Consider the following 25,962-nt stretch of genomic DNA (forward strand, 5'->3'; position numbering starts at 1 on the left):
CATGGATGCATCAAGGCGCCATAGGCCGTTCGGGCTATGACGCCGGCAGCGCGCTCGCACATCATCGGCGCCCCTCCCCTCGACCTGCTTTTCCATGACCCATTTTCTCCGCTGGATTCCCTGCGCCGCGCTGGCCCTGCTGGCCGGCTGTGCCAGTACGCGCCCCGTCGTGCAAGCCGAGGCTGCCGCCCCCGCGCCGGTGCTGCTGGTGTCGATCGACGGCTTTCGCGCCGATTATCTCGACCGCGGCATCTCGCCCACGCTGTCCGCGCTGGCCAACGACGGCGTGCGAGCGCGCGCGATGGAGCCTTCGTTTCCCTCCCTAACCTTTCCCAACCACTACACCCTGGTCACCGGCCGCTACCCGGACAGGCACGGCATCGTCGACAACGCGATGTTCGACCCAACCTTGGGCAGCTTCACCCTCGGCAATCGCCAGGCGGTGGGTGACGGGCGCTGGTGGAACGAGGCCGAGCCGATCTGGGTCACCGCAGAAAAACAGGGGCTGCACACCGCCACCATGTTCTGGCCCGGCTCCGAAGCGGCGATCCACGGCGTACGCCCCGAGCACTGGCTCCCCTACGACGGCGACATGCCGTACGACGCGCGCGTGGACAAGCTGCTCGCGTGGCTGGACCTGCCCGCAGACAAACGACCGCAACTGCTCACGCTGTACTTCGAGGCGGTAGACACCGCCGGCCACTACTACGGCCCCGATGCGCCGGAAACCAATGCCGCCATCGGTGAAGTGGACAGCGCATTGGCGCGACTGGTCGCGGGGCTGAAGCAACGCGGCCTGTTCGATCGCATCAACCTGATTGTGGTCGCCGACCACGGCATGGCCGCGACGCCGCCGAACCAGCGCATCTTCCTCGACGACCTGATCACCCCGGGCCATGCGCGCGTGGTGTCGACCGGCGCGATCTCCGGGATCATCCCGGCACCGGGCCGCGAGGCCGAGGTGGAAGCCGCCCTGCTCAAGCCGCATCCGCACATGCAGTGCTGGAAGAAAGGCCAGATTCCCGCCCGCCTGCACTACGGCCACAACCCGCGCGTGCCACCCCTGTTCTGCCTGGCCCAGGTCGGCTGGTTGATCACCAGCAACACCACCACGATGCTTCACCACGGCAAGGCGATCTACGGCGAGCACGGCTTCGACAATGCCGACCCGGCGATGCGCGCGCTGTTCCTGGCGCACGGGCCGGCGTTCCGCCAGCACCTGGTGGTGCCGGAGTTTTCGAACGTGGATGTGTATCCGCTGATGACTCATCTGCTGCGTATCACTGCGGCGCCGAATGATGGCGACTACGAGGCGGTGAAGGGGATGTTGGTGCCGGCGGCGCGGTGAGGTGTGGGTGCAGGATTGGAGGTGGGGTTCCGGCATCGGGTAGTGGCTCGCAAGCTCCTTGGCTGCCGCTTCCGCGCGGTCCACACGGAAGTTGTTCGGAGTGAGATCAGAAGAGCCAGAGCTTTCGTTCGCCTTCGGCGACCGAGTCACTTTCTCTTGGGTCGCCAAGAGAAAGTAACCAAAGAGAAGGCGACCCTCCTCGGCACTTGCCGGGCTACGCCCGGCAAGTCCGTGAGCCGCGGACGGGCTTTTCGACAGTGCATCCATGCACTGGCGAAAAGGCATCGGCATCCCTGCCGATGCCCCTGCGGGCCTGATCGTCCCCGGCTCACTGCCTCACAAGGGAGGTGGAGGTCAAAGGCAAGGGCAAAGGCCAGGCCAACGGCCAAAGCACCAGCTCCAGCTACAGCCACATCCAGAGCCACAGCGACGGCGACCGCATGGCCTCGTCGTCGCCGGCATCCTTGGCGTCGACCTGGGTCTGGAAGCGCGCGGGTTGGTCTTCCGGGTCGTTGGGCTGGGTAGCGGAAACAACTGCGACTACGTCCTCAGCTTCAGCACCAGCATCGGCATGGACAACAGCGCAAAGGCAATGGTGATCGCGTCAGCGATCGCCGAGCCTTCGCGCGCGACGCGCGCGGCTTTTGATCTTCCCTCCCCTCTGCAGCGGCGGCCGGGCGGAGGATCAGCCCGAAGGGTGGCTCGCATGGATGCGAGCCAGTTTGGCGTCAGTCCATGGATGGACTGTCGACAAACCCCGTAGCCCGGACGCGTACCTCACCGGTCGCAGACCGGTGAGGCGCGAAAGCGGGGTGGCCTTTCTCTTGGTTACTTCTCTTTGGCCACGCAAAGAGAAGTGACTCGCCCTCCGAAGGAGGACGAAACGCTCTTCGCTCTACGGATCCAGGAGTCCGGAAAGAGCAAAAGACACTGGATGACCGGCTTGCGCCGCTGAAACGCACCTCCCGCTTTCGCGAGAATGACGGCGCATGCGGAGGCGGGGGCCTTTCTCTTGGTTACTTCTCTTTACTCCGGGCATCCTGCCCTCCGCCCTTCGGGTCGGCTTCGCCGTTCGCGCCCGTTCCGGACGGGCGCGTGGCCACACAAAGAGAAGTAACTCGGCCTCCGAAGGAGGACGAAACCGCTCTTGGCTGTTGCTTCTGAAGCAAAGCGATAAAGAGCAAAGTGGATTCCCGCGTCCGCGGGAATGACGGCAGGAGAGCGTGTGGCGTCTGGCGAAAAGCGTGGGCTTGTGGCGGTCCACGGAGCGCCGCGTGGAAGCGTCGATCCCACCACCGGCAAAGCCCCCTCAGGGCATCGCCCCCTGACTAGCCGGCGTAGGCAACGTCGCCACATTGACCAGAGGCGGCACACGGTAGAGCCGCCAAGCCACCAGCAACCCGGCCAGCACCAGCACACCAACAAACGCCACCACCCCATGCCACCCATGCGAGGCGTAGAACAACCCGCCACCAGCACCCGCCAGGCTCGAGCCCATGTAATACGAGAACAGATACATCGACGACGCCTGCGCCTTGGAGGCACCCGCGCGCCGCCCCACCCAGCTGCTGGCGATCGAGTGGCCGCCGAAGAAGCCGAAGGTGATCGCCACGATGCCCAGCACGATCAGCCACAGCGGCGTGAGCGCGGTGAGCGCCACGCCCACCAGCATCAGCGCGAAAGCCGTCCACAGCACCTTGCGCCGACCGAGCTGGCCGGCCAGGTGGCCCATCCACGCCGAGCTGAAGGTGCCGATGAGGTAGACGCTGAAGATCGCGCCGACCACCGCCTGGCTCAACGAGTACGGCGGTGCCAGCATGCGGTAGCCGATGTAGTTGTAGACGGTGACGAAGGCGCCCAGCAGCAGGAAGCCGGTGGCGAACAGCCACGGCAATGCGGCGTCGCGGAACATCGCCGCGAAGCGCGCGAGCAGGCTGCGCAGGTTGAGCGGCTGGCGCACGAAGTGCCGCGACGGCGGCAGGCTGGCCCAGAACAGCAGCGCCGAGATGAGCCCGATGCCGCCCACCGTGGCCACGCCCACGCGCCAGCCGAAGTAGTCGGCCAGAACGCCGGCCACCAGCCGTCCGCCCATGCCGCCGATCGCGTTACCAGCGATGTACAGGCCCATCCCTAAGCCGATGGAATCGGCGTGCATCTCCTCGCTGAGATAGGTCATCGCCACGGCGGGCAGGCCGCTCAGGGTAAGCCCCAGCAGCGTGCGCAGCACCAGCAGCATGTGCCAATCCGGCACCAGCGCGGTGGCCAGCACCAGCACCGCCGAGGACAGCAGCGATACGGCCATCACCGACTTGCGCCCCACCGCATCGGACAGCGCGCCAGCGAACAGCATGGCGAAGGCGAGCACGCCGGTGGTGAGCGACAGCGACAACGCGCTGGCCGCTGCGCTTACGCCGTAGTCGTGGCTGAACTGCGGCATCAGCGGCTGCACGCAGTACAACAGGCCGAACGTGGCCAGGCCGGCGGCGAACAGCGCGAGGTTGGTGCGGCGGAACGCGGGCGTGCCGTGGCGAATGGCGGTAGACGTGTCGGCCAGGCGGCCGTCGGCGGAAGCCGGAGTGGACATCGTGGAACACATCGCTGGACTGACGCAGGCCAGGCGCCTGCACGCGCCAGCTTAAACCGTGCGCTGGTCGGTCCGCGTCAGCGGCAGGCGCAGCGTCACCTCCAATCCCCCGCCTGGCGCGTTGGCGGCGCGCACGCTGCCGCCGTGCACCTGCACCACGCGCTGCACGATGCCCAGCCCCAGGCCAAGCCCGTCGGCGTGCGCCGCATTGCTGCCGCGGAAGAACGGCCTAAACAGCATCGCCAGCTCCGGCTCCGGCACGCCGGGGCCGTGATCGCGCACGGTCAGTTCCACTTCGCCGTGATCCAACGGCGCCAGCACCAGCTCGACCGCCGTGCCCGGTGCGCCGAACTTGATCGCGTTGCCCAGCACGTTGTCGACCGCGCGCTCCAGCAGCTGGGCGTTGCCGCTGACCGGCGCCTCGGCATCAGCCCGCACGTTGAGCTGGATGTGGCGCGCGCCGGCTTCCAACGTGGCGCGCGCGGCGGCATCGCGGACCAGCGCGGCGAGATCCACCACGTCTGCCTGCATGCCCGGCAGGCCGCCTTCCAGTCGCGACAGCGCCAGCATCTCGCCGGTGAGGCGATCCAGCCGCGCGATCTCCTGCTCGGCCTGGCGGAAGTAGCCGGCCGCTTCGGCTGGGCTGGCGCTGCGCTCGGCGAAATCGAGGATCAGCTGCAGCCGCGCCAGCGGCGAGCGCAGCTCGTGCGAGAGATCCTGCAGCACGCCGCGATCGTGCGCGACCAGCGCCTCGATGCGCTCGGCCATCGCGTCGAAATCGCCGGCGAGCTGGGCCAGCTCGTCACGTCGCGAGCGTCCGCGCCAGTGGACGCGCGCAGACAGCTCGCCCGCCGCCATCCGCTGCGTGGTGGCGCGCAGGGCCGCCACCGGGCGCGCCACACTGCGGGCGATCCACCAGCCGATGCCACCCACCAGCAGCAACGACAGCACCGCCTGCACGGTAAGCTCGATGCGCTGACGCGTGTGCTGGCGCAAGCGCGTGTGCGAGCGACTCAGCGCGACCAGCTGGTAGCTGCGCCCGTCGCTGCCGGACACCGCCTGTACGGCGAGATACAGGCCGGGCCGCGGCTGCATCAAAAGATCGTGCCCGGCGCCCAGCAGGTTGGGCAGGTCGCGCTGGATCGGGCCATACAGGCGGAACGGCGACAGCGCTCGGCCATGCTCGAACAGCGTCGCCTCGATGCCTTCGTGCCGCTGCGCCTGCGACCATGCCTGCAGGGCCGGCTCGCCACCGGACTGGTAGGCGTCGCGCGCATCGCTGGCGAGCGTGGGCCAGTCGATCTCCACCGCGGTGGAGTACTCGATGAAGCGCTGCGCCAGCGCGCCACCGACGAACAGCACCACCAGGTTGGCCAGGCAGAAACCCAGCAGCAAGCGCCAATAGAGCGAGCTGCGCAGCGGATTCATGCCGCCCCCGCCAGCAGCAGGTAGCCAGAACCGCGCACCGATTCGATGCGCGGCGCCGCGTCGGAGGCCTCGGCCAGCTTGTGGCGCAGGCGGCTCACGTGCACGTCGATGCTGCGGTCGAAACGCTCCAGTTCGCGGCCCAGCGACAGGCGCGTCAGCGTCGCCTTGTCCACCACTTCGCCAGCGCGCTGCGCCAGCGCGAGCAGCAACTGGAACTCCGCGCCGGTGAGGTTGAGCTCGCGCGCACCCACGTACGCCTGGCGATCGCCCGGCTGCAGCCGCAGCGCACCGACCTGCACGTTGGCCGCCGCCTCTGGATTCTGCCGGCGCAGCTGCGCGCGCACGCGCGCCAGCAGCTCGCGCGGCAGGCAGGGCTTGGCGAGGTAGTCGTCGGCGCCCAGCTCCAGCCCGATCACCCGGTCCACCGGCTCGCCGCGGGCGGACAGCATGATCACCGGCAGACGCTGCTGCAGGCGCAGCTCGCGCAGGGTTTCCAGGCCGTCGCGGCCGGGCATCATCACGTCGAGGATCAGCAGATCCGGCCGCTGCGCGCCGTCGCGCAGGTGCGCCAGGGCGGCTTCGCCATCGTGCACCACGTCCACGGTGAAACCCTCGCGCTGCAGGTAGTCGGCCAGCAGGCGGGTCAGGGCGCGATCGTCGTCGGCGAGCAGGATGCGGGGCATGGGGGACATTCCAGTGGGTCCGCGACGCGCGCGCCACGGGCTTTACCGATCTTTACGTTTGCGCAAAGAACATACACGCAACAGTGTCGTCCAATGCTCACCACTCCCCACCCAAGCAAGAGGTGTCCCCCATGCGCAAGACGACTTCCCTCGGTTTCATCCTGGCCTCGGCGCTGGCACTCACCGGTGCGGCCTACGCGGCTACCGGCGGTCACGACGGCGACCGCCACTTCGGCGGTCACGGCCACCGCGGCCATCACGGCATGCACGAGGCGTTCGCCAAACTCAACCTCACCGATGCGCAGAAGGCCAGCATCAAGCAGATCACCCAGGCCAGCCGCGAGCAGAACAAGGGCCAGTGGCAGGCGCTGCGCACCCAGCGCGAAGCGTTCGGGCAGATGACGCCGGACCAGGTCGGTTACCAGGCCGCGGCCGCCCGCCTGGCGCAGGTTGAGGGCCAGGCCACCCAGGCCCGTATCGAGCAGCGTGCCAAGGTGAAGGCGCAGATCTACGCCGTGCTGACGCCGGCGCAGAAGGCCCAGCTGGCCACGATGCGCAGCGAGCGCGAAGCCCGCCGCGAGCAGTGGAAGGAGTTCCGCAAGAGCCACCCCGCTCCGACGGCCAGCACCGCGCAGTAAAACGGGCAAACCGTCCGTTGCTGGAGGCGCCCGCGCAAGCGGGCGCCTCTTTCTTTGCGACCGCCGCCTGCACGCCGCGCCCACGCCGGGCAGCCATTGTCTTCATCGGCGAGAACTGAGGATCGCAACGCCGCCCCACGGAGTGACCGCGATGAGGACCCTTCGCCCGCTGCTGGCCCTGTTCGGACTGGCGCTTGCCGCCTGCCACGACCGCGCGCCACCCGCGCCACACGCCGACACGCCTCCCGCCGAGACGCCGGCGCCGCGCACATTCAGCGAGGCCACACTGGGCCTGACGCTGCCCGTGCCCTCAGGCATGACGCTGCGCCGCGACTTCCAGCGCAGCTATCTCGACGCCGGCGCCTGGCAGACGTTTGCGGGAGAGAACAGCCAGGGCCGGCCACTGGGCGCCCTGGTGATGGACGGCTCCAACAAGATCACCGCCGGCGAACTGCGCGTAAGCGAGAGCGACGCGGCCGAGGCGCTGGCCCATTGCGAAGACATTCCCGCCAGCGCGGCGCCGGATTCTACCTCGATCGAGAAGCTCGACGGCGTGGCGTTCCAGCACTTCCGCGCCGGCGACGCGGCAATGAGCCACTACCTGAAGGTCGACGGCTACCGCGCCGTGCGCGCGGGCCACTGCGTGGCGATCGACCTGCTGGTATACGGCACGCGGCCGGAGGTGTACGACCCGCCGGCCACTCCACCGTTCACGGAAAACCAGGCGTGGAGCGCCCTGCATGCGGCGCTGGGTGGGCTGCACTGGACGCACTGATGCACTGACCTATGGCTTACGGCTCCACCACACGCACGCGCTGGCCATCGGCCAGGCGGTCGTCCGGATACGCCACCACCTGATCGCCCTCGCGCAGGCCGGCAAGTACCGCCACCGCGCCGTCGCCCTCGGTGCCTGGCGTCACCGCCACCCGATGCGCGCGGCCGCCCTCTACCCGATACGCCGCCCAGCGCCGGCCGTCGCGGAACAGCGCGCTCGAGGCCACCTGCAGCACGTTGGCCTGGCGCGCCACCTCGAACTGCACCTCGACGCGGAAATCGTCGCCGAGCGCGGCCCACTGCGCGGGCGGCGAGGTGATGTCGAGCCAGACCTGGGTGCGCTGTTCCTCCACGCCGAGCGCGGAGATCTTGGTGAAGGCACCGGGTTCAACTCGCGCCACGCGTGCCTCCAGCGGCGCCGCGCCGCCCCAGCGCAGGATGCGTGCCGGCGTTCCCGGCTGCAGCCGCAGCGCCTGTTGCGACAGCGCCTGGACCATCACCTCGAGCGTGCGCAGGTCGCCCACTTCGAGCAGCGGCTGGCCGGCGGCCACGGCCACTGCGCTCTCCTGATAACGGCGCAGCAGCACGCCGTCGATCGGCGAGCGCAGCGCCACCGCGTGGCCGCCGGCCCGGCCCTGCCCCTGCAGTAAGGCCAGCAGCGCCGCGTGCTGCTGCGCCGCGGCCTGCTGCTCGGCCTCGGCCGCCGCGGCCATCGCGCGGGCGCGATCCACCCGCGCTTCGGCTTCGTCCAGCGCGGCCACGCTGACCACGCCGCCGGCGCCGAGCGTGCGCATGCGCGATACGTCGCGCTGCGCCAGCGCCGCATCGCTGCGCGCGGCGGCCAGGCGCTGCGCGGCGGCCTGCCGAGCCGCCGCGGCGGCCTGCGCCTCGGCTTCCAGCCGCACGCGGTTGGCCGGATCAATCAGCGCCGCCGGCAGCGGTTCGATCACCGCCAGCACCTGGCCGACCTGCACCGTGGCGCCGGGCAGCAGATCGATCCGCTGGACCGTGCCGGCGATCGGTGCGGAGAGCACCCAGCGCCGCGGCAGCCGGGTGCGGCCTTCCTCCTCGAAGCGCTCCACCAGCGGGCCACGCGTGACGCGCGCCAGCTCCACCGGTCGCGGCGCCGTCTGCAGCGCCCACCACGCCACCGCAGCGAGGGCGGCGCAGGCGACCACGGCGACAGCGAGATGGGTGCGCTTCATGGGCAGGTCTCACTCACGGGTCTTGAGCACGGCGATCAGATCCAGCCGCGCGATGCGCCGGCGCACCAGCAGCGCGGAGAATACGCTGGCGCCCAGCACGGTAAGCCCGGCGAAGGCGTAGGTGGCGGTGGTCAGCCGCACCGGCACGCGGAACAGTTCGGACTGGAAGCCCTGCACCATCAGCCAGCACAGCCCCCAGCCCGCGGCGAAGCCGAACGGCAGCGACAGCAGCACCAGCACGCCGAGCTCGCCCAGCAGCAGCGCGCTCACCTCGCCCTCGGTCATGCCCAGTACGCGCAGGCTGGCCAGCTCGCGGCCGCGTTCGGACAGGCTGATGCGGGCGGCGTTGTAGACCAGCCCCACGTTGATCAGCGCGCCCAGCAGCGCGGCGATCCAGGTGAACGCGCGCATGCTCTCGGCCATGGTGGCGTAGAAGCTGCGGATGCCGGCCTGCCGCGCGCTGACGCCGGCCACCCACGGTCGCCGGTCCAGCCGCGCATACAGCGCCGGCTCCGCGCCCGGCGTCACGCCGAGCAGCACGCCGGAGATCACGTCGCCGTCGCCCAGCACGCGGTTGAGCGCATCGAGCGCCATGTAGCCCTGTGCACCGATCGGCTCGGGCACGAAGCCGGCCACGCGCAGCTCGCGACGCCGGCGGTGGCCGTCCAGCGCCTGCACCTGCACGGTGTCGCCGGGTGCCAACGCGAGACGGTCACGCAGGTAGTCGGTGAGCAGCACTCCGTCGCCGCGCGGCACCAGCGGGCGCAGCTGCGTATCGCGCGGACGACTGAGCACCGCATCGGGTGGCAGTCCCTCGATCACCGTGCGATAGCGACGCGCGCCGTGCACCAGTTGCACCGACACGATGCGCACCGGCTCGGCCACGCGCACGCCCGGCAGCGCGGCCAGCTCGAACAATGCGGCACGCGAGGCCGGGTCGATGAAGGTGACGCTGAGATCCTGGTGCTGCGCCAGACTCAGCTGGGTATCGACCATGTAATCGATGGCATCGCCCTGGAAGCGTCCCACCGCCATCACCGCGGAGGCCAGCGCCAGCCCGGTGACGGTGGCGAACGCGCGCCACGGACGACGCGCCAGGTCACGCAGCGCGATGCGCGAGGACGGCGACAGCCAGCGCTGCACACCGAGGCGCTCCACCAGCGCCGGCCCGAACCGCGGCGGCGATGGCGGGCGCATCGCCTCGGCCGGTGGCAGCCGCGCTGCGGCATGGAGCGCCATCAACGCACCGCCCGCCGCCGCGCCCAGGCTCACCGCCAGCGCCACGGTCACCGCGCGCGTATCGAGCGCGTAGGCCAGATAAGGAAAGCGATAGATGCCCTGGTAGACATGCGCCAGCCAGCTCCCCAGCAAGGCCCCACCGCCGATGCCCAGCAGCGCGCCGACCAGCGCAATGGAGCCGGCGATCGCGAGGTAATGCAGCGCGAGGCGGTAATCGGGATAACCGAATGCCTTGAGCACGCCGATCTGCTCGCGCTGCGTGCCGATCAGGCGCATCAGCACCACGTGCAGCAGGAACGCCGCCACGCCCAGGAAGATCGCCGGAAACAGTCGCGCCATGGTGCGCAGCTGGCGCATCTCCTCTTCCAGATAGCGCGCCGAGGTCTGCTCGTGGCGGCCGTACGCGCCCACGCCGCCGTAGCGCGCGAGCAGCGCATCCAGCGCGGTGATGGTGGGCGCGGCCGACACGCCACCGGCCAGCTGCAGCACCACGTTGTTGAACGCGCCATCCATGCCCAGCGCCTTCTCCATCGCGTGGCGGTTCATCCACAGCACGGCGAAGCGCTTGAAGTCCGGGAACACGGCGCCCGGCGGGTTCTGGTAGACGTACTCCGGCGAACTGCCGATGCCGACCACGCGCAGCGTGCGCTGGCGTCCGCGCAGGATCAGCTGCACCTGGTCCCCCACGCGCAATGCATGCGCCGAGGCGAACGCCTCGCCCAGCACCACCTCATTGTCCGCATCCGGCGAAGGCAACCGGCCGCTGCGCAGCTGCACGCGATTCAGCCGCGGCTGCCCGCCCTCGATCGGCAACGACACCACCTCGGCGCGCACCGGCTCGTTGAAGCCGGACAGCGCGAGCGTGCCGGGCGCCAGCAGGCGCGTCTGCACCGTCTGCACGCCGGGGATCGCCGCCAGCCGGGGCGTCAGCGTGTCGGGCGCGCGCACCAGCGGTGCCCATAGATCGGCCAGCGCGCCCTCGCGGTAGAACTGCGCACGCGTGTTCATCAGCGAGGCGTAGGTGGACTGCGACATCACCAGCGTGGCGACGCCGCCGGCGATCACCAGCGCGATCGCCAGCGCCTGCCCGCGCAGGTGCCACAGATCGCGACGCGCCTTGCGCGCCAGCGCGCTCACCAGCTCAGCTCCCGCGCCGGCACCCGTTTGGCCGGGCGCTCTTCGCGCACGATGCGGCCGTCGCCCAGCACCAGCACACGGTCGGCCATGCGCGCGATATCGACGTTGTGGGTGATCACCACGGTGGTGGTGCCGAGCTCGGCGTTGACGCGCTCCAGCGCCTCGAGCACGCGCACGCCGGTGGCCGAGTCGAGCGCGCCGGTGGGCTCGTCGCACAGCAGTACCGCAGGCCGCTTGGCGATGGCGCGGGCGATCGCAACACGCTGCTGCTGGCCGCCGGAGAGTTGGGCGGGAAAGTGATCCATGCGATCGGCCAGATCGACGCGCGCAAGCGCCTCCTCCGGCGTCATCGGATCGTCGGCCAGCTCGGTGACGATGGCGACGTTCTCGCGCGCGGTGAGGCTGGGAATGAGGTTGTAGAACTGGAACACGAAGCCCACGTGCTCGCGGCGGAACTGGGTGAGCTCGCGCGAGGTGGCGCCGGTTAGGTGATGCCCCTCGTACCAGACCTCGCCACCGCTGGGCGCATCCAGCCCGCCGAGGATGTTCAGCAGGGTCGACTTGCCGCTGCCCGAGGGCCCCAGCAGCACCACGAACTCGCCGCGGAACAGGTCGAGATCGACCCCGCGCAACGCGGCCACCTCGACCTCGCCCATGCGGTAGGTCTTGGTGAGTCCGCGAGCACGGAACACCGGTCCGGTATCCGCTGGCGGGGACGTCGACCTCATGCACACCCTCATTGCCAACGCCGCCCGCGGACGGCCACGGCATCGAGCCTAGTCTCTGGCCGGGCGGCGTTTCATGACCTCGGACAATTGCGGACACGATCGGCTGCTGCACGCCCCGCCGCCAGCGCGCTCAGCTGCGGACCGTCGTGGCCTCGGCGAGCAAGGCGGCGGCGCCTGCCGCGGCCACCTGCGCATCCTGGGTGGACTGCATGCCCGAAACCCCGATGGCGCCGATCACGCAACCGTCGACGATCAGCGGCAGGCCACCGTCCAGCGGCAGCAGGTTGGACATGGCCAGTACCCGCAGGCCCAGGCCGCCGGCCTCGATGGCCTCTTCGAACAGCTTGCTGGGGCGGCGGAAATTCACCGCCGTCTCAGCCTTGGCCTGCGCCACGGCCACGCTACCGTGCTGGGCGTCGTCCAGCGCATGCAACATCACCAGATGGCCGCCGCTGCCGACAATGGCGATCACCATCGGCCAGTCATTGCGCACGGCCTCGGCCTGGGCGGCCGCCATCACGCGAGCGGCTTCGGCCAGGGCGATCGGCGCGCCATACGAAGGCGGGCGGCTCATGCGCGCACCTCTGCGAAGAACGCGCCGAGCAGCGGCAAGACGATGTCGGGCCGCTCGATGTCTGCGTGATGGCCCGCGTCCGGCACGCGCACCAGGCGGGCATTCGACAGGCCGGCCGCGAGGCGCTCGGACAGCTCGACGACCTCCGGCTGGTCCTCTTCGCCGACGATCAGCAGCACCGGCAGGTCCAGCTCGACCAGCCGCTCCAGCGCGGGCACTGCCGGAGTGCGTTGCAGAGTGGCGTGTTTCCAGTAACCGTCGTCGCGGCCGAAGTTCCACGCGCTCATCGCGGCAATGCGTTCGCGCGCCGCCGCACGGCTCTGCTCCGGCGCGCGGCGGGGGCCGTCGACAAACGCCCGCAGCGACGTTGCCACCAAGGCTTCGGCATCGCCGCTTTCCAGCGCGGCCAGAAAGGCCCGTGCTTCGGCTGTGCGACTGGCGTAGTGGCCCCAGTAGCCGGCGCCGATCAGGGCCAGCGCGCTGACGCGCTGCGGATACGCCACGGCGAAATCAAGCGCCGTAGCGGCGCCGCCCGAGCAGCCCACCAGCGCGGTGCGCCCGATATTGCAGGCGTCGAGCACGCGCGCCAGGTCGTCGTGATGCGAGAACGGCACGGCAGGCATGGACGAGCGGCCGAAACCGCGCAGGTCGTAGCGCAACACGCGATGCGTATCGGCCAGCGCGGCGAACGCGTCGTCCCACTGGCCGCTGTCGACCAGAAAGCCGTGCAGCATCGCGATGGCTTCGCCGCTGCCAGCCAGCTCGGCATGAAAATGCGCGCCGGCGGCCTCGATCCAGCGCGCCTGAGGCGCGCCGCTCTTCCTGTGCGAAAAAGTGACTGACATAACGGGCTCTCCTCAGCGGCTGGCTTGGATGTTGCGCGCTTCCACCGCATCCACGCACACCGGTGGCGCGTATCCGGCCGGCTTGTCGCCCACGGCCACGCCGCCATGCAGGCGGGTCTGCTGGCGATCGACGAACATGTAGTACGGGAAGGGCGCATCCGGCGCGCTCGCCTCGTCCAGCCGCGCGCGCAGCACTTCGGGAAGAACGAAATCCAGCGCGGCAAGGTTGTCGTCCAACTGCGCCAGCTTGGTGGCGCCAACGATCAACGCAGCAATGCCCGGGCGGTTGGCAGCCCAGTTCAACGCGATCTGCGCCATGCTGCGGCCGCTTTCACGCGCGACCTCTTCCAGTGTGGCGACTATCCGCCAGTTGCGCTCAGTGAAGCGCTCGAATCCCGGTGCGGCGGTGACCTTGGCCAGGCGGCCCTCGCCCTCGCCGCCGCCCTGACTGGGGCGGTACTTGCCCGACAGCAAGCCCATGCCCAGCGGGCTCCATGCGGTGATGCCCATGCCCAGCCCGGTCGCCAGCGGCACGTATTCGTGCTCGATGTGACGTTCGACCATCGAGTATTCGAGCTGCATGTTGACCAGCGGCGTCAGGGCGTGCGCTTCGGCATAGGTCTGCGCACGGGCCGCGTACCAGGCCGGCACATCGGACAGTCCGGCGTAGCGGATCTTGCCCGCGCGGGCCAGATCGTCGAAGGCTCGCATTACTTCCTCGGCCGGCGTGAGGCGATCCCAGGTGTGCAGCAGGTAGAGATCGATGTAGTCGGTGCGCAGGCGGCGCAGCGAACCCTCCACCGCTCGCATGATGTTCTTTCGTCCGTTACCGCCGGCGTTGGGATTGCCGGGCTCGGCGTTGTAGCTGAACTTGGTGGAGATCACCACGCGGTCGCGCACGCCCGCCTGCTCCACGAACTTGCCCAGCATGGTTTCGCTGGCGCCCTCGGTATACATGTCGGCGGTGTCGATGAAATTGCCGCCGGCGTCCAGGTAACGGTCGAACATGGCGCGCGCGGCGTCTTCCGCGGCGCCCCAGCCCCAGTCCTCGCCGAAGGTCATGGTGCCGAGCGCGAGGCGGCTGACGCGCAGGCCGGAACGGCCGAGGGTGTAGTAATGATCGAGCGGCATGGCGGGTTCCTCCGTGGATGGCGAGCCCAGTCTGGCCCTTGTCATCACGTAGAAAAATCCCGATTCTCTTGAAGCTTTATTAAGGAATGCTAATCAATGCGCGACGACCACACCCCTGCCTTGCGCGCATTCCACCTCATCGCCCGGCACGGCAGCTTCACCCGCGCGGCGGCCGAACTGGAGGTGACCGCGTCGGCATTGAGCCAAACCATACGTCAGCTGGAACAACGCCTTGGGGTGCGCCTGCTGCAACGGACTACGCGCCGCGTCGGCCTGACCGAAGCCGGCCGGCTGTTCCTGGAGCGCATTACGCCGGCGCTGGCGGCCATCGACGGCGCGCTGGACGAACTGCGCCAGCACGGCGACCGTCCGGCGGGCACGCTGCGCGTGACCGTGCCGGAGATCGTGCTGGAGTGGCTGGTGGCACCGATGCAGGCGGAGTTCCTGCGACGCTGGCCGGACATCACGCTGGACATCCACGCCACCGGCGGCCTGGTGGACCTGGTCGCCGATGGCTACGACTGCGGTATCCGCCTGGGCGAACGCCTGGCCCGCGACATGGTGGCCGTGCCGCTGGGCGGAAAAGTGCGCTCGGTCGTCGCGGCGACGCCCTCGTATCTGGATGCGCACGGCCGCCCGCAACATCCGCGCGACCTGCAGTCGCACGCCTGCGTGCGCAATCGCTACATAAGCAGCGGCGCGATCTATCGCTGGGAGTTCGCGCAACGCGGACGCTGGTTCGAGATCGACGTGAACGGACCGCTGATCGTCAACGAACCGGCGCTGGCGATTCGCGCCGCGCTCGATGGCCTCGGCCTCACGCACACGCTCGAGCCGGCCGTACGCGAACACGTCGCGGCCGGCCGGCTGGAGACCGTGCTGGACCACTGGCTGCCGCAGTACGACGGCTTCTACCTGTACTACCCGAGCCGCTTCCAGGTTCCGCCAAAGCTGCGCGTATTCATCGATTTCCTGCGCACTCAGCTGGAGCCGCCGGTCTGAGCGGCCTCGACCCGCTCAGCGATAGCGCCAGTGGCCCTCGACCCACACGTGCGGCCGCGCCCAGTAGCCGGGCACCCAGACACGGGCGTGGCCATGCGCGGGTACCACGACGCAGCCGGTGAGCGAACCCAGGCCACCGATCAGCGCGGCGGCGAGAAGCAGACGGGAGCAACGGAGCATGACGGCATTCCTGGCAGGGAGGTGTTGCAGGAAACGCCGGGCGCAACGACACGCTGACTTCGCTGAAGCTTGCGTTCAGAGCGCAGACAGCGAGGCGGCTCAGCCGCGCGCAAGCCGCTCGACCACCTGCCGATAACGCATGCCGATGCGCGCTTCGTCGTGATGACGGAAATCGCGCACCACCCAGCGGCCGCCGCACATCACGTGGCGCACCAGCGGCGTGTTGCCGGCGAACAGGAAGCTGTCCATCGCCGAGGTCGCGTCGCGTGCGGCGAGCAGCGGGGCATCATCGTCCAGCACCAGCAGGTCGGCGCGCTGGCCGGCCTGCAGCGCGCCGATCGGCAGGCCGGCGGCTTGCGCCCCGCCGCGCAGCGCGGCAGTCCACAGCGTCTCGCCCACGCTCTCGCCTTCGCCGCGAGCGGCGATGTTGCGGTGACGGGTGACCAGCCGCTGGCCGTATTCCAGCCAGCGCAGCTCCTCCACCGGCGACACCGAGATGTGCGAATCGGAGCCGATGCCGAGCGTGCCGCCGGCATCGAGATAATCGGCCAGCGGAAACAGCCCGTCGCCGAGGTTGGCCTCGGTGGTTGGGCACAGCCCGGCGACGGCGCCGCTGCGAGCCAGCCGCGAGGTTTCGTGGCCCGTGAGATGGGTGGCGTGCACCAGGCACCAGCGCGCGTCCACCGTAGCGTGATCGAGCAGCCATTCCACCGGCCGCGCACCGCGCACGGCGAGGCAATCCTGCACTTCACCCAACTGCTCGGCGATGTGGATGTGGATCGGGCCGGTCTGCGCTGCGCCAGTGGCCAGCAGCGTGCGCATCGCCACCTCCGGCACCGCGCGCAGCGAATGCAGCGCGATGCCCACGCGCAGGTCGGGCGACTCGTGCGCGCGCAGCGCTTCGAGCAGGCGCACGTAGTCGGAGACTTCGGCATGGCCGAAGCGGCGCTGGCGCTCGTTGAGCGCGCGGCCGTCGAAGCCGCCGGTCATGTACAGCACCGGCAACAGAGTGAGTGCAATGCCCGCCTCCTTCGCCGCCTCGATCAGCGCCAGCGACATCGCCTCGCGCTGGGCATACGGCGTGCCGTCGCCCTGGTGGTGCACGTAGTGGAACTCGCATACCTGCGTGTAGCCGGCCTTGAGCATTTCCACGTACAGCTGCGCGGCGATCGCCTGCAGCGACTCGGGATCGAGCGCGGCGGCGAAGCGGTACATCGCCTCGCGCCAGGTCCAGAAGCTGTCGTTGCCGGGGCCACGGCGCTCGGCCAGGCCGGCCATGGCGCGCTGGAACGCGTGCGAATGCAGGTTCGGCATGCCCGGCAGCACCCAGCGGCCGAGCGCTTCGCCGGTTCCATCGCGCGCAGCCGACGCGAGGCGTCCGTCGCCATCCACCGCCAGAGACAGATCGCTCTGCCAGGTGTGACCGTACCAGCCGTGCGTGGCGTGGAAGAGGCGCTGCATCGATGGCTGCGTCATGGGCCGTATCCGTGCAAAGGCGCTGAGTGTAATGGCCGCATGGCAACTCGGCCTTTACGGCGCTGCGGCATAATGGGCGGATGGCCAAGAAAAACCACGAGCACACGCCCAAGCTCCTGCTGCGCCAGGCCGTCCCCGCCGATGTGCCGCAGCTGGTCGAACTCACCGCCCGCGTCTACACCCCCGAATGGGGCCATTCGGCCGAGATGCTGCGCTCCCAGCAGACGCACTTCCCCGAGGGTCAGTTCGTGGTGGAGTACGAGGGGCGCATCGTGGGTTATTGCGCCACCTTCCGTATCGACGAGGCGGCTGCACTGGCGCCGCACACCTGGGCGCAGATCACTGGCGGCGGCATGGCCTCGCGGCACAAGCCCGACGGCGACTGGCTGTACGGCATGGAAGTGGTGGTGCACCCGGATTACCGCGGCATGCGCATCGGTCAGCGGCTGTACCAGGCGCGCAAGCGGCTGTGCACCGACCTCAAGCTGCGCGGCATCGTGTTCGGCGGGCGCATCCCGGGGCTGGCCAAGAACATCCAGCGCTACGGCAGCGCGGAGGCCTACGTGCAGGCGGTGGCCGAGGGCAAGCGCCGCGACCTCACGCTGAGCTTCCAGCTCAACAACGACTTCGAGATGATCGGCCTGCTGCGCGCCTACGTGCCCTCGGACTACGACTCGCTCGGCTACGCCGTGCACCTGGCGTGGCGCAATCCGCAACTGCACGATCATCCGGACACGCCCTCGATCACCTCGCACCAGAGCCTGCCGGACTCGGTGCGGGTGGCGTCGGTGCAGTACTTCCAGCGGCGGATCAAGTCGTTCGAGGAGTTCGCCACCCAGGTGGAGTACTTCACCGACATCGCCGCCGACTACAGCGCGGACTTCGTCACGTTCCCCGAGCTGATCACGCTGCAGTTGCTGTCGATCGAGAATGAGGAGCTGTCGCCGTTCGAGTCGATCCGCAAGCTGAGCCAGTACACACCGCAGGTGAAGGCGCTCTTCAGCGATCTGGCGGTGCGCTACAACATCAACATCATCGGCGGCTCGCATCCCACCGAGCAGCCCAATGGCGACATCCACAACGTCTGCTACGTGTGCCTGCGCGACGGTTCGATCCACGAGCGCGAAAAGCTGCATCCCACGCCCAGCGAACGCAACGTGTGGAACATCACCGGCGGCGACAGCGCCGCGACGATCCAGACCGACTGCGGCCCGATCGGCGTGATGATCTGCTACGACTCCGAATTCCCCGAAGTGGCCCGCCACCTCACCGATCAGGGCGCGCTGATCCTGTTCGTGCCGTTCTGCACCGACGTGCGCGAGGGCTACCTGCGTGTGCGCTACTGCTCGCAGGCGCGCGCGATCGAGAACCAGTGCTACGTGGTGCTCTCGGGCAACGTGGGCAACCTGCCGGGGGTGAACAACTTCGACATCCAGTACGGTCAGAGCTGCATCCTCACGCCCAGCGATTTCCCGTTCGCGCGCGACGGCATCGCCGCCGATTCCACGCCGAACATCGAGACCGTGCTGTTCGCCGACCTGCGCCTGGAGAGCCTGGCCCGCGCGCGTAACGCCGGCGCCGTGCAGAACCTCAAGGACCGTCGCTTCGACCTGTACCAGACGCGCTGGACCCCGAAACCGGAGACCGGCGCATGAGCAACACCGACGACAGCGGCACGCCGCCCGAAGAACGCGGCCCCTCGGGCCCGGCACCGCGTCGCGGTGCCTACATGGAGCAATTGCAGCGACTGGGCGAGTCGGGGCTGTTTTCGCCCGCGCAGTGGCGCCGGCGCGTGCTGTTCTGGTCCGGTGCGGTCCTGGTGGGCCTGGCCGCAGTCGGCATGGCGAGCGCGGCCGACGCGCTGTTTGGCGTGTTCAAGTCGGTGGTGGCGCACAGCCGCTACTGGCCGCTGCTGATCACCCCGCTGACCTTTGCGGTGCTGGCCTGGCTGACCCAGGGCGCGCTCAAGCCCACCCGCGGCTCGGGTATTCCACAGGCGATGGCGGCACTGGAGGTGGAAGACGAGAGCTTCCGCAAGAGCCTGCTCTCGCTGCGCATCGCGATCGGCAAGATGGCGCTCACCCTCACCGCCCTGCTCGGCGGCGCCTCGGTGGGCCGCGAGGGCCCGACCGTGCACGTGGGCGCGGGCCTGCTGTACACGCTGGGCCGCCGCTTCGGTTTCAGCGATGCCGTGGGGGCGGGACGTTTCATCCTGGCCGGCTCGGCCGCCGGTCTGGCCGCGGCGTTCAACACGCCACTGGCCGGCGTGGTGTTCGCCATCGAGGAAATGAGCGGCGCGTTCGAGCACCGCATGAGCGGCATCCTGCTCACCGCGGTGATCATCGCCGGCGTGGTGTCGCTGGGCATTCTGGGCAACTACGCCTACTTCGGGCGCTTCGACATCATGCTGCCGCTGGGCAAGGCGTGGCTGGCGGTGCTCGCCACTGGACTGGTCTGCGGACTGGCCGGCGGGCTGTTCGCGCGACTCATCCTGCCGCACGACACCGGGTTGCGCGGCGTGGTCGGGCGCCTGCGCGCGCGTCAGCCGGTGGTGTTCGCCGCCTGCTGTGGCCTGGCACTGGTGCTGCTGAGCCTGCTCACCCACACCGGCTTGTACGGCACCGGCTACGAGCAGGCCAAGGCGATCCTGGCCGGGCACAGCGACACGGTGCAGGGCTTCGGCGCGCTGAAGTTCCTGGGCAACATCGCTTCGTACTGGGCCGGCATTCCCGGCGGCATCTTTTCACCCGCGCTGGCGGTCGGCGCGGGCCTGGGCAACAACATCAGTGCGCTGATGCCGGGTACCGATCCCTCGGCCGTGGTGCTGCTGGCGATGGCGGCGTATCTGTCCGGCGTCACTCAGGCGCCACTGACCGCTACGGTGATCTCGATGGAACTCACCGCCAACCAGCAGATGGCGCTGCCGATCATGGCCGCCTGTCTGCTCGCGCGCGCGGTATCCACGCTGGTGTGCCGCAAACCGGTCTATCACGCGCTGGCCGACCGACTGGTGGCGGGCTACCAGCAGGAGCTGGAGCGCCATGCCGCGCTCGAACGCGTGCAGGCTGCCGCGGCGGAAGGTCGCGACGATCCGGAAGACGAGGCCCTGCTCGCTCGACCGGTGCCGGTGGAAGATCCCTCGGCGCTGCACGTCATGCCCGACGAACCGCCGCCGGAACGCCCCGCACCATGAGTACCGTCCGCTGGGATCACCTGCTGCTCGATGCCACGTTGGCCACCTTCACGGGCGAGGCGCCGTTCGGCCTGATCCGGGACGGCGCGATCGCCATCGAGGATGGCCGCATCGCGTGGGTCGGCTCGCGCGAGGCCCTGCCCGGTGCGGCGCACACGCTGGCCAACGAGGTACGGTCGCTCGACGGCGCGCTGCTCACACCCGGGCTGATCGATTGCCACACGCACCTGGTGTTCGGCGGCCATCGCGCGCACGAGTTCGACCTGCGCCTCAACGGCGCCAGCTATGCCCAGATCGCCGCGGCGGGCGGCGGCATCGTCTCCACCGTGACGGCCACCCGCGCGGCCGACGAGGCCCATCTGCTGCACGATGCGCTCCCCCGCGCCGAGGCGCTGCTGGTTGACGGCGTCACCACACTGGAGATCAAGTCCGGCTACGGTCTTACGTTGGACGACGAGCGCAAGATGCTGCGTGTGGCGCGCCAGGTGGGCACCACGCTCGGCGTCACCGTGCGCACCACCTTTCTGGGGCTGCACGCGCTGCCGGCGGAGTATCGCGATCGTCGCGAGGCCTACGTCGACGCCGTGTGCGACGACTGGCTGCCCGCGCTCGCCGGCGAAGGCCTGATCGACGCGGTGGATGCGTTCTGCGAAGGCATCGGCTTCACGCCAGGCGAGACACAGCGGCTGTTCGAGCGCGCCGGCGCGCTGGGCCTGCCGGTGAAGCTGCATGCCGAGCAGCTGTCCGACCAGGGCGGCGCCGCGCTGGTGGCGCGCTACGACGGGCTGTCAGCCGATCATCTGGAATATCTCGACGCCAGCGGCGTGGATGCAATGGCCCGGGCCGGCACCGTGGCGGTGCTGCTGCCCGGCGCGTTCTACGCGCTGCGCGAAACCCGGCTGCCACCGATCGACGCCCTGCGCGCCGCCGGCGTGCCGATGGCGGTGGCGACCGACTGCAACCCCGGCACCTCACCGCTGCTGTCGCTGCGCCTGGCCGCCGGCATGGCGTGCACGCTGTTCCGGCTGACGCCGGAGGAGGCCCTAAAGGGCGTGACCGTCCATGCCGCCCGCGCGCTCGGCCTGCCCGATCGTGGCACGCTGGCGGTAGGCCAGCGCGCCGACCTGGCGGTGTGGAACGTCGGCGAGCCGGCCGAACTGTGCTACTGGATTGGCGGCGCGCTGCTGCGCGAGAGCTGGATCGGCGGCCAGCGCCGCGCACCTTGAGATTCCGACAGCCATAAAAAACCCCGCACCAGGCGGGGTTTTCTATGTTCCACCGAGCGAATGGCTCAGGCGGACTTCTTCTTCGGCGCAGCCTTCTTGGCCGCCGCCGGCTTTGTCACCGTGGGCTTGCCGCCGGCCACTGCCGGCACGGCGCCATGAGCGCGGCTGTTGCCGTAGCTGGCGCGGTTGATCTTGCCGCGACGGGTCTTGCGATCGCCCTTACCCATGGAAACTCCTTCAAATGCGTGTGATTGCGAGAACGGCCGATCATCGTAGCAGCGGGCGTGCAAATCGCAAGCCGGCGCCGTTCAGTGAGCGCAGTTCGGGCCGTGCACGTGGTCGTACAGCCGGTCGGCGCGCAGGTTGAGGAAGTGCGCGAACGCCAGCAGCAGGCCGCCGATGGTGACCATCACGCTGTGCAGCACGATCGAGCCGCCCTCGGCGACCGTCACCCCGGCCAGCAGCAAGGCCAGCGCCGGCAGCGCGAAGGTCAGCGGCTGCGCCACGCGATGGCGGCGATAGCCGCGCCCCAGGCTGAACAGGGCCAGCGCGCAGGCGAACATCACGAAAATGCGCTCGAAGGTATGACTGGCCAGGAACTCCAGCCCGATGAAAGGCAGCAGGGCCAGCACGAACGGCAGCAGCGCGCAGTGGATGGCGCACAGAAACGAGGCCGTCGCACCGATGCGATCGGCGACATGCCACCAGAACGACTTGCCGGAAGACTCGGAATCCATGGGTTACCCCACTCGACGAGCCGGACGGGGACCCGGCTCTCAACGAGCGAATGTTACTTTATAACGTCGAGCGACGCCAGCGGCGCGCCAACACGCCCTGCAGCCGGCCTCACGCCTTGCTGCAATGGCGGCAGACGCCGTGCACTTCCAGAGTCTGCGCCTGCGGGCGGAAACCGAAGCTCGCCGCCTGCGACTCGATCAGTGCGGCCACCCGCGCGTCGCACACCTCCTGCGCACTGGAACACACGTCGCAGATCAGGAACGGCACCTGGTGCGCCTCGGCCGGATGGTGGCAGGACACGAAGGCGTTGATCGATTCGAGCTTGTGAATGAAGCCCTGCTCGAGCAGGAAGTCGAGCGCGCGATACACCGTGGGCGGCGCCGCATTGCCATGGCGCTCTCGGAGCTGGTCGAGCAGGTCATAGGCCTTCACGGGCTTGCCCGCAGCGGCCACCAGTTCCAGCACTTCCTTGCGCAGCGGCGTGAGGCGCAGGCCGCGCTGCTCGCTGGCATGCGACACCGCGTTGACGAACCCTGCGGGATCGCCTTCGTGATGCGTGTGAAATTTGCCGGTCGCCTGCTTGCTCAATGGGATCACCTCGGGCGGCATCATACATCCGGGAAATGCGGCCACCCGGTGAAGCCTGATATGGGGGCCATCGCACCCAGCGGAAGCCCCCGACGCTGCTTCGCGCTAGCGACGCCGCGCCGATTTCGGCAAGGGCGGCGGCACGCCCGGCTGCGCGCGCGGCAACCACAAGACCACCAGCCAGCCGATCGGCCCCAGCGCCAGCGCCCACAACACGCCGGCGCGCGTGTGCCCGCGCCACCAGCCGAGCCCGGCCCCCACGACAACGAAGAACACGCTCCACAGCGTGAGCGCGGTCCACGGCACCAGCCCCATCAGGTTGCCGAACACCTGCCAGAACGCGCCGGGTGCATCCGGATCGACGCCCTGCAGCGCCTTGCTCAGCAGCTCATCCATGCCGGTCGCCGAAGCGCGGTGGCATGGGGAGCACCATCATCCCTGCGCCCGCGCGATGGCGTCGTCGATGCGCTGCAAGGCCAGCTCGCGGCCGGCCAGGTAGATGGTGTGATCGATCGAGGGCGAGACCTGGGTGCCGGTCATCGCCACGCGCAGCGGCTGGGCAATCTTGCCCATGCCCAGCTCCAGCTTCGCCGCCACCTGCTCGATCACCGCATGGATCGGCTCGGGCTTCCACGCGCAGCCGACCAGCAGCGCCTTTGCCTCGGTAAGCACGGCGACCGCGCTGTCGTTCTTCAGATGCTTGGCGACGGCCTTCTCGTCCCACTCGACGATGGGGCCGAACCAGATCGCCGCGCGCTCGGCCATTTCCTTGAGCGTGTGCACGCGGTCGCGCAGCGCCACGATCAGGTCGGCCGGTGCCGGCCCCTTGGCCAGGTCGTAGCCCGCGCGCTGCAGGTGCCACTCGAACTCCGGCGCGATCGCCGCCGGGTCATCGGTCTTGAGATAATGCTGGTTGAGCCAGGCGAGCTTTTCGGTATCGAAGCGCGAGGCCGCCTTGTTGACGTCGGCAATGTCGAACAGCTTGACCATCTCCTCGCGCGAGAAGATTTCCTGGTCGCCGTGCGACCAACCCAGCCGCACCAGGTAGTTGAGCAGCGCATGCGGCAGGAAGCCGTCGGCGCGGTACTCCATGACGCTCACCGAGTTGGTGCGCTTGGAGAGCTTCTTGCCCTCCTTGTCCAGGATCATCGGCAGGTGCGCGAACTCCGGCACCGGCGCGCCCAGCGCGTGGTAGATGTTGATCTGCCGCGGCGTGTTGTTGACGTGGTCGTCGCCGCGGATCACCTCGGTGATGCCCATGTCGATGTCGTCCACCACTACGGCGAAGTTGTAGGTGGGCCAGCCGTCCGAGCGGAAGATCACCAGGTCGTCCAGCTCGCTGTTGGCGATCTCGATGCGGCCCTTCACCTTGTCCTCGAACACCACCGAACCCTCGGTGGGATTCTTGAAGCGGATCACCCGGTTCGGGTCATCGCGATAGGGCTCGTTGCGGTCGCGGTAGTAGCCGTTGTAGCGGGGCTTCTCGCCGGCGGCCATGGCCGCCTCGCGCATGGCCTCGATCGCTTCCTTCGACTCGTAGGCGTAGTACGCCTTGCCTTCGGCGAGCAGCCGGTCGGCCACTTCCTTGTAGCGATCGAGACGATGGGTCTGGTAGACCGGCTTCTCGTCGGCATCCAGCTCGAGCCAGTGCATCGCGTCGAGGATCGCCTGCACGGCCGCATCGGTGGAACGCTCGCGATCGGTGTCCTCGATGCGCAACACGAATTCGCCACCGCGACGACGCGCCTCCAGCCAGCAGTACAGCGCGGTGCGTGCGCCGCCGATATGCAGGAAGCCGGTGGGGCTGGGAGCGAAGCGGGTGCGGACGGTCATGGGATACTGGCTGCATGCAAAGGGGAATCGCGCATTTTAGACCATCCTGCCGCGGCCGCCGGGCTCGCCTCGTCGCCGCGCTGACCGGCGTGCTGCTGGCCGGCAATGCCTGCGGGCAGACGCACAATCCCGGCTACGACCGCCCGGGCCTCGGCTTCACCCCGGCCGTGCTCGGCGCGGGCGATATCACGCTCGAACAGGGCCTGCCCGACGTCAGCCAGGACCGCGCCGACGGGCTCACGTCGCGCCAGTACAGCGCCGACACGCTGCTGCGCCTGGGCGTCGGCGGGCCGTTCGAGCTGCAGCTGGCCAGTTCACCGTGGAACCGGCTGACCACGTGGGGTACGTCGCGCGACACCGTGCACGGCCGTGGCAGCAGCAGTCTCGGGGTGAAGTTCGCGCTCCCCGATCAGGCCGGCTCTTTCAGCTGGGGCCTGCTGGGCAGCGTGACCTTCACCGACGGCAACCCCGCCCTGCGCGCCGGGCATCGGCAATACCTGCTCGGCGCCCAGGGCAATTGGCAGCTCACCCCGCGCCAGTCGCTCGGCGTCTATGGGGAGGGCGTGCGCGAGGGCCACCAGCACAGCACCACGCTGGCCGCGAGCGACACCGTGGCGCTGTCGGGAACCTGGGGGTCCTACGTCGAACTGGCCAGTGTGCATGACGCCGGGCGCCAGCACGGATGGCTGGGCGGTGCCGGCCTGACCTGGATGGCCACGCCGCGCATCCAGCTCGATGCGGGCGTGGATCATCGACTGCAGGGCGATGCCAGCCGCTGGCTGGGCAACCTCGGGGTGTCGGTCTACTTCGGGCGTTGAAACCGTGCCGCTGGAAGGCGCGTCCTGACCACCACCATGGGTGCGGCTCAGCGCGGTAGCGAATCCATGCACGACCATCCATAACAGATGATGGTGTTGGGCTTGGTAGTGCCGCCCTGGAGCTGGGCACCTGGCCAGCCGGAGAAGCTCAACGACCGGATCGCCGGCTCGCCATTGCCGAAATCGAGCGGCAACTCATCCTTCGGCGGCGTCGGTGTCGCCTTCACCAGCACGTAGCGCACCTGGAACAAGGGCGGTCGGGCGCGATGGGCCGGCGCGCCCTCCGCGGTGCGGACGGCCTCCTGCGGCCATGGCTGGGCCACCGCCAGCACGGTGGTCGACAGGCCGAGCGACATCAGCGTGCACAAGGTCATGGGGACGCAGCGATTCATGGCTTGTTCCTCCGGGCGTGGCTGACCCGTTGATCGACCGCCAGCAACGCGAGAATAGTCCTCTCGCCCGTCGAGAGCATCCACCCCGAGGGACGGCCCTGGTGGATGCAGCGATCGCATCGCGCCTGGCCCGCCAGCCCATCCGCGCCGCCGTCACCGGGGCGTCATGTCGACGCCATGCCCGCGCAACGCGCTGCGCCGA

25 protein-coding genes are annotated in these 25,962 nt (G+C 69.3%); 8 read left to right on the plus strand and 17 right to left on the minus strand.

The features are described 5' to 3' along the window. Window positions 1-94: 94 nt before the first annotated feature. Window positions 95-1,348, plus strand: a complete 1,254-nt coding sequence (locus tag ACQVBX_RS08560; protein WP_431637936.1) for an ectonucleotide pyrophosphatase/phosphodiesterase — start codon at window positions 95-97, stop codon at window positions 1,346-1,348. A 1,309-nt stretch (window positions 1,349-2,657) separates the two neighbouring features. On the opposite strand, the gene ACQVBX_RS08565 is transcribed toward ACQVBX_RS08560, so the two are convergent. Genes ACQVBX_RS08565 through ACQVBX_RS08575 form a run of 3 tightly spaced genes read right to left on the minus strand, consistent with a single transcriptional unit; the run spans window position 2,658 to window position 6,043 of the window. Next, a complete protein-coding gene (locus ACQVBX_RS08565) occupies window positions 2,658-3,932 on the minus strand; it encodes an MFS transporter (protein WP_431637937.1) in 1,275 nt (424 codons plus the stop codon). Window positions 3,933-3,983: 51 nt separating this feature from the next. After that, the gene (locus ACQVBX_RS08570; RefSeq protein ID WP_431637939.1) at window positions 3,984-5,360 is read right to left on the minus strand and encodes a sensor histidine kinase; all 1,377 of its coding nucleotides are present in this window, start codon (window positions 5,358-5,360) and stop codon (window positions 3,984-3,986) included. Next, window positions 5,357-6,043: a response regulator gene (locus ACQVBX_RS08575; protein WP_431637940.1), complete on the minus strand. Its 687-nt coding sequence runs from the start codon at window positions 6,041-6,043 to the stop codon at window positions 5,357-5,359. Before ACQVBX_RS08575 ends, ACQVBX_RS08570 begins: the two co-directional genes overlap by 4 nt. Window positions 6,044-6,174: 131 nt before the next feature. On the opposite strand from ACQVBX_RS08575, the gene ACQVBX_RS08580 reads away from it, so the two are divergent. Both ACQVBX_RS08580 and ACQVBX_RS08585 read left to right on the plus strand, forming a co-directional pair. Next, on the plus strand, window positions 6,175-6,681 hold the full coding sequence (locus ACQVBX_RS08580) for a Spy/CpxP family protein refolding chaperone (protein ID WP_431637941.1): 507 nt from the start codon (window positions 6,175-6,177) through the stop codon (window positions 6,679-6,681). Window positions 6,682-6,832: 151 nt separating this feature from the next. Continuing rightward, a complete protein-coding gene (locus ACQVBX_RS08585; RefSeq protein WP_431637942.1) occupies window positions 6,833-7,456 on the plus strand; it encodes a hypothetical protein in 624 nt (207 codons plus the stop codon). A gap of 16 nt (window positions 7,457-7,472) precedes the next feature. On the opposite strand, the gene ACQVBX_RS08590 is transcribed toward ACQVBX_RS08585, so the two are convergent. The 6 genes from ACQVBX_RS08590 to ACQVBX_RS08615 all read right to left on the minus strand — a co-directional run bounded on the left by ACQVBX_RS08590 (window position 7,473) and on the right by ACQVBX_RS08615 (window position 14,314). Then, window positions 7,473-8,660 (minus strand): efflux RND transporter periplasmic adaptor subunit, encoded by a 1,188-nt coding sequence (locus ACQVBX_RS08590; protein WP_431637943.1) that lies wholly within the window; start codon window positions 8,658-8,660, stop codon window positions 7,473-7,475. A 9-nt stretch (window positions 8,661-8,669) separates the two neighbouring features. Then, a complete protein-coding gene (locus ACQVBX_RS08595) occupies window positions 8,670-11,036 on the minus strand; it encodes an ABC transporter permease (protein WP_431637945.1) in 2,367 nt (788 codons plus the stop codon). Further along, window positions 11,033-11,764 carry an ABC transporter ATP-binding protein gene (locus ACQVBX_RS08600; protein WP_431637946.1) on the minus strand — a complete coding sequence of 244 codons (732 nt, stop codon included), beginning with the start codon at window positions 11,762-11,764 and terminating at the stop codon, window positions 11,033-11,035. The genes ACQVBX_RS08595 and ACQVBX_RS08600 overlap by 4 nt, the downstream gene beginning before the upstream one ends. 130 nt (window positions 11,765-11,894) lie before the next feature. Next, window positions 11,895-12,338: a GlcG/HbpS family heme-binding protein gene (locus tag ACQVBX_RS08605; protein WP_431637947.1), complete on the minus strand. Its 444-nt coding sequence runs from the start codon at window positions 12,336-12,338 to the stop codon at window positions 11,895-11,897. Further along, complete coding sequence (locus ACQVBX_RS08610; protein WP_431637948.1) at window positions 12,335-13,183, minus strand: alpha/beta fold hydrolase; 849 nt, start codon at window positions 13,181-13,183, stop codon at window positions 12,335-12,337. Before ACQVBX_RS08610 ends, ACQVBX_RS08605 begins: the two co-directional genes overlap by 4 nt. A gap of 12 nt (window positions 13,184-13,195) precedes the next feature. Continuing rightward, a complete protein-coding gene (locus ACQVBX_RS08615) occupies window positions 13,196-14,314 on the minus strand; it encodes an aldo/keto reductase (protein ID WP_431637949.1) in 1,119 nt (372 codons plus the stop codon). A gap of 96 nt (window positions 14,315-14,410) precedes the next feature. On the opposite strand from ACQVBX_RS08615, the gene ACQVBX_RS08620 reads away from it, so the two are divergent. Next, a complete protein-coding gene (locus tag ACQVBX_RS08620; RefSeq protein ID WP_431637950.1) occupies window positions 14,411-15,316 on the plus strand; it encodes a LysR family transcriptional regulator in 906 nt (301 codons plus the stop codon). A 15-nt stretch (window positions 15,317-15,331) separates the two neighbouring features. On the opposite strand, the gene ACQVBX_RS08625 is transcribed toward ACQVBX_RS08620, so the two are convergent. Both ACQVBX_RS08625 and ACQVBX_RS08630 read right to left on the minus strand, forming a co-directional pair. Continuing rightward, complete coding sequence (locus tag ACQVBX_RS08625) at window positions 15,332-15,496, minus strand: hypothetical protein (protein WP_431637951.1); 165 nt, start codon at window positions 15,494-15,496, stop codon at window positions 15,332-15,334. 99 nt (window positions 15,497-15,595) lie between these two features. Continuing rightward, window positions 15,596-16,972 carry a formimidoylglutamate deiminase gene (locus ACQVBX_RS08630; RefSeq protein ID WP_431637952.1) on the minus strand — a complete coding sequence of 459 codons (1,377 nt, stop codon included), beginning with the start codon at window positions 16,970-16,972 and terminating at the stop codon, window positions 15,596-15,598. 80 nt (window positions 16,973-17,052) lie between these two features. Between ACQVBX_RS08630 and ACQVBX_RS08635 the strand changes: the two genes are divergently transcribed. The 3 genes from ACQVBX_RS08635 to hutI are packed head-to-tail and all read left to right on the plus strand — an operon-like array spanning window position 17,053 to window position 21,391. Further along, complete coding sequence (locus ACQVBX_RS08635; protein WP_431637954.1) at window positions 17,053-18,627, plus strand: GNAT family N-acetyltransferase; 1,575 nt, start codon at window positions 17,053-17,055, stop codon at window positions 18,625-18,627. Continuing rightward, window positions 18,624-20,165, plus strand: coding sequence for a chloride channel protein (locus ACQVBX_RS08640; RefSeq protein ID WP_431637955.1), 1,542 nt, complete (start codon window positions 18,624-18,626; stop codon window positions 20,163-20,165). The genes ACQVBX_RS08635 and ACQVBX_RS08640 overlap by 4 nt, the downstream gene beginning before the upstream one ends. Beyond that, the gene (hutI, locus tag ACQVBX_RS08645; RefSeq protein ID WP_431637956.1) at window positions 20,162-21,391 is read left to right on the plus strand and encodes an imidazolonepropionase; all 1,230 of its coding nucleotides are present in this window, start codon (window positions 20,162-20,164) and stop codon (window positions 21,389-21,391) included. Before ACQVBX_RS08640 ends, hutI begins: the two co-directional genes overlap by 4 nt. A 65-nt stretch (window positions 21,392-21,456) precedes the next feature. On the opposite strand, the gene ACQVBX_RS08650 is transcribed toward hutI, so the two are convergent. From ACQVBX_RS08650 to gltX, 5 genes are all read right to left on the minus strand, one after another. Further along, window positions 21,457-21,618, minus strand: a complete 162-nt coding sequence (locus ACQVBX_RS08650) for a 30S ribosomal protein THX (RefSeq protein ID WP_404634524.1) — start codon at window positions 21,616-21,618, stop codon at window positions 21,457-21,459. Window positions 21,619-21,699: 81 nt separating this feature from the next. Beyond that, complete coding sequence (locus ACQVBX_RS08655) at window positions 21,700-22,128, minus strand: MerC domain-containing protein (RefSeq protein WP_431637958.1); 429 nt, start codon at window positions 22,126-22,128, stop codon at window positions 21,700-21,702. A 109-nt stretch (window positions 22,129-22,237) separates the two neighbouring features. Then, window positions 22,238-22,741, minus strand: coding sequence for a transcriptional repressor (locus ACQVBX_RS08660; RefSeq protein WP_431638142.1), 504 nt, complete (start codon window positions 22,739-22,741; stop codon window positions 22,238-22,240). A gap of 81 nt (window positions 22,742-22,822) precedes the next feature. Beyond that, window positions 22,823-23,113: a hypothetical protein gene (locus ACQVBX_RS08665; RefSeq protein ID WP_431637959.1), complete on the minus strand. Its 291-nt coding sequence runs from the start codon at window positions 23,111-23,113 to the stop codon at window positions 22,823-22,825. Between the two features lie 36 nt (window positions 23,114-23,149). After that, on the minus strand, window positions 23,150-24,550 hold the full coding sequence (gltX, locus tag ACQVBX_RS08670) for a glutamate--tRNA ligase (RefSeq protein WP_431637960.1): 1,401 nt from the start codon (window positions 24,548-24,550) through the stop codon (window positions 23,150-23,152). 14 nt (window positions 24,551-24,564) lie between these two features. On the opposite strand from gltX, the gene ACQVBX_RS08675 reads away from it, so the two are divergent. Beyond that, the gene (locus ACQVBX_RS08675) at window positions 24,565-25,368 is read left to right on the plus strand and encodes a transporter (RefSeq protein WP_431637961.1); all 804 of its coding nucleotides are present in this window, start codon (window positions 24,565-24,567) and stop codon (window positions 25,366-25,368) included. A gap of 47 nt (window positions 25,369-25,415) precedes the next feature. Here ACQVBX_RS08675 and ACQVBX_RS08680 read toward each other — a convergent pair whose 3' ends face one another. Next, window positions 25,416-25,760, minus strand: a complete 345-nt coding sequence (locus ACQVBX_RS08680; RefSeq protein ID WP_431637962.1) for a hypothetical protein — start codon at window positions 25,758-25,760, stop codon at window positions 25,416-25,418. Between the last annotated feature and the right edge of the window lie 202 nt (window positions 25,761-25,962).

It is taken from the genome of Dyella thailandensis (assembly GCF_050749815.1).
Lineage (GTDB): Bacteria > Pseudomonadota > Gammaproteobacteria > Xanthomonadales > Rhodanobacteraceae > Dyella_A.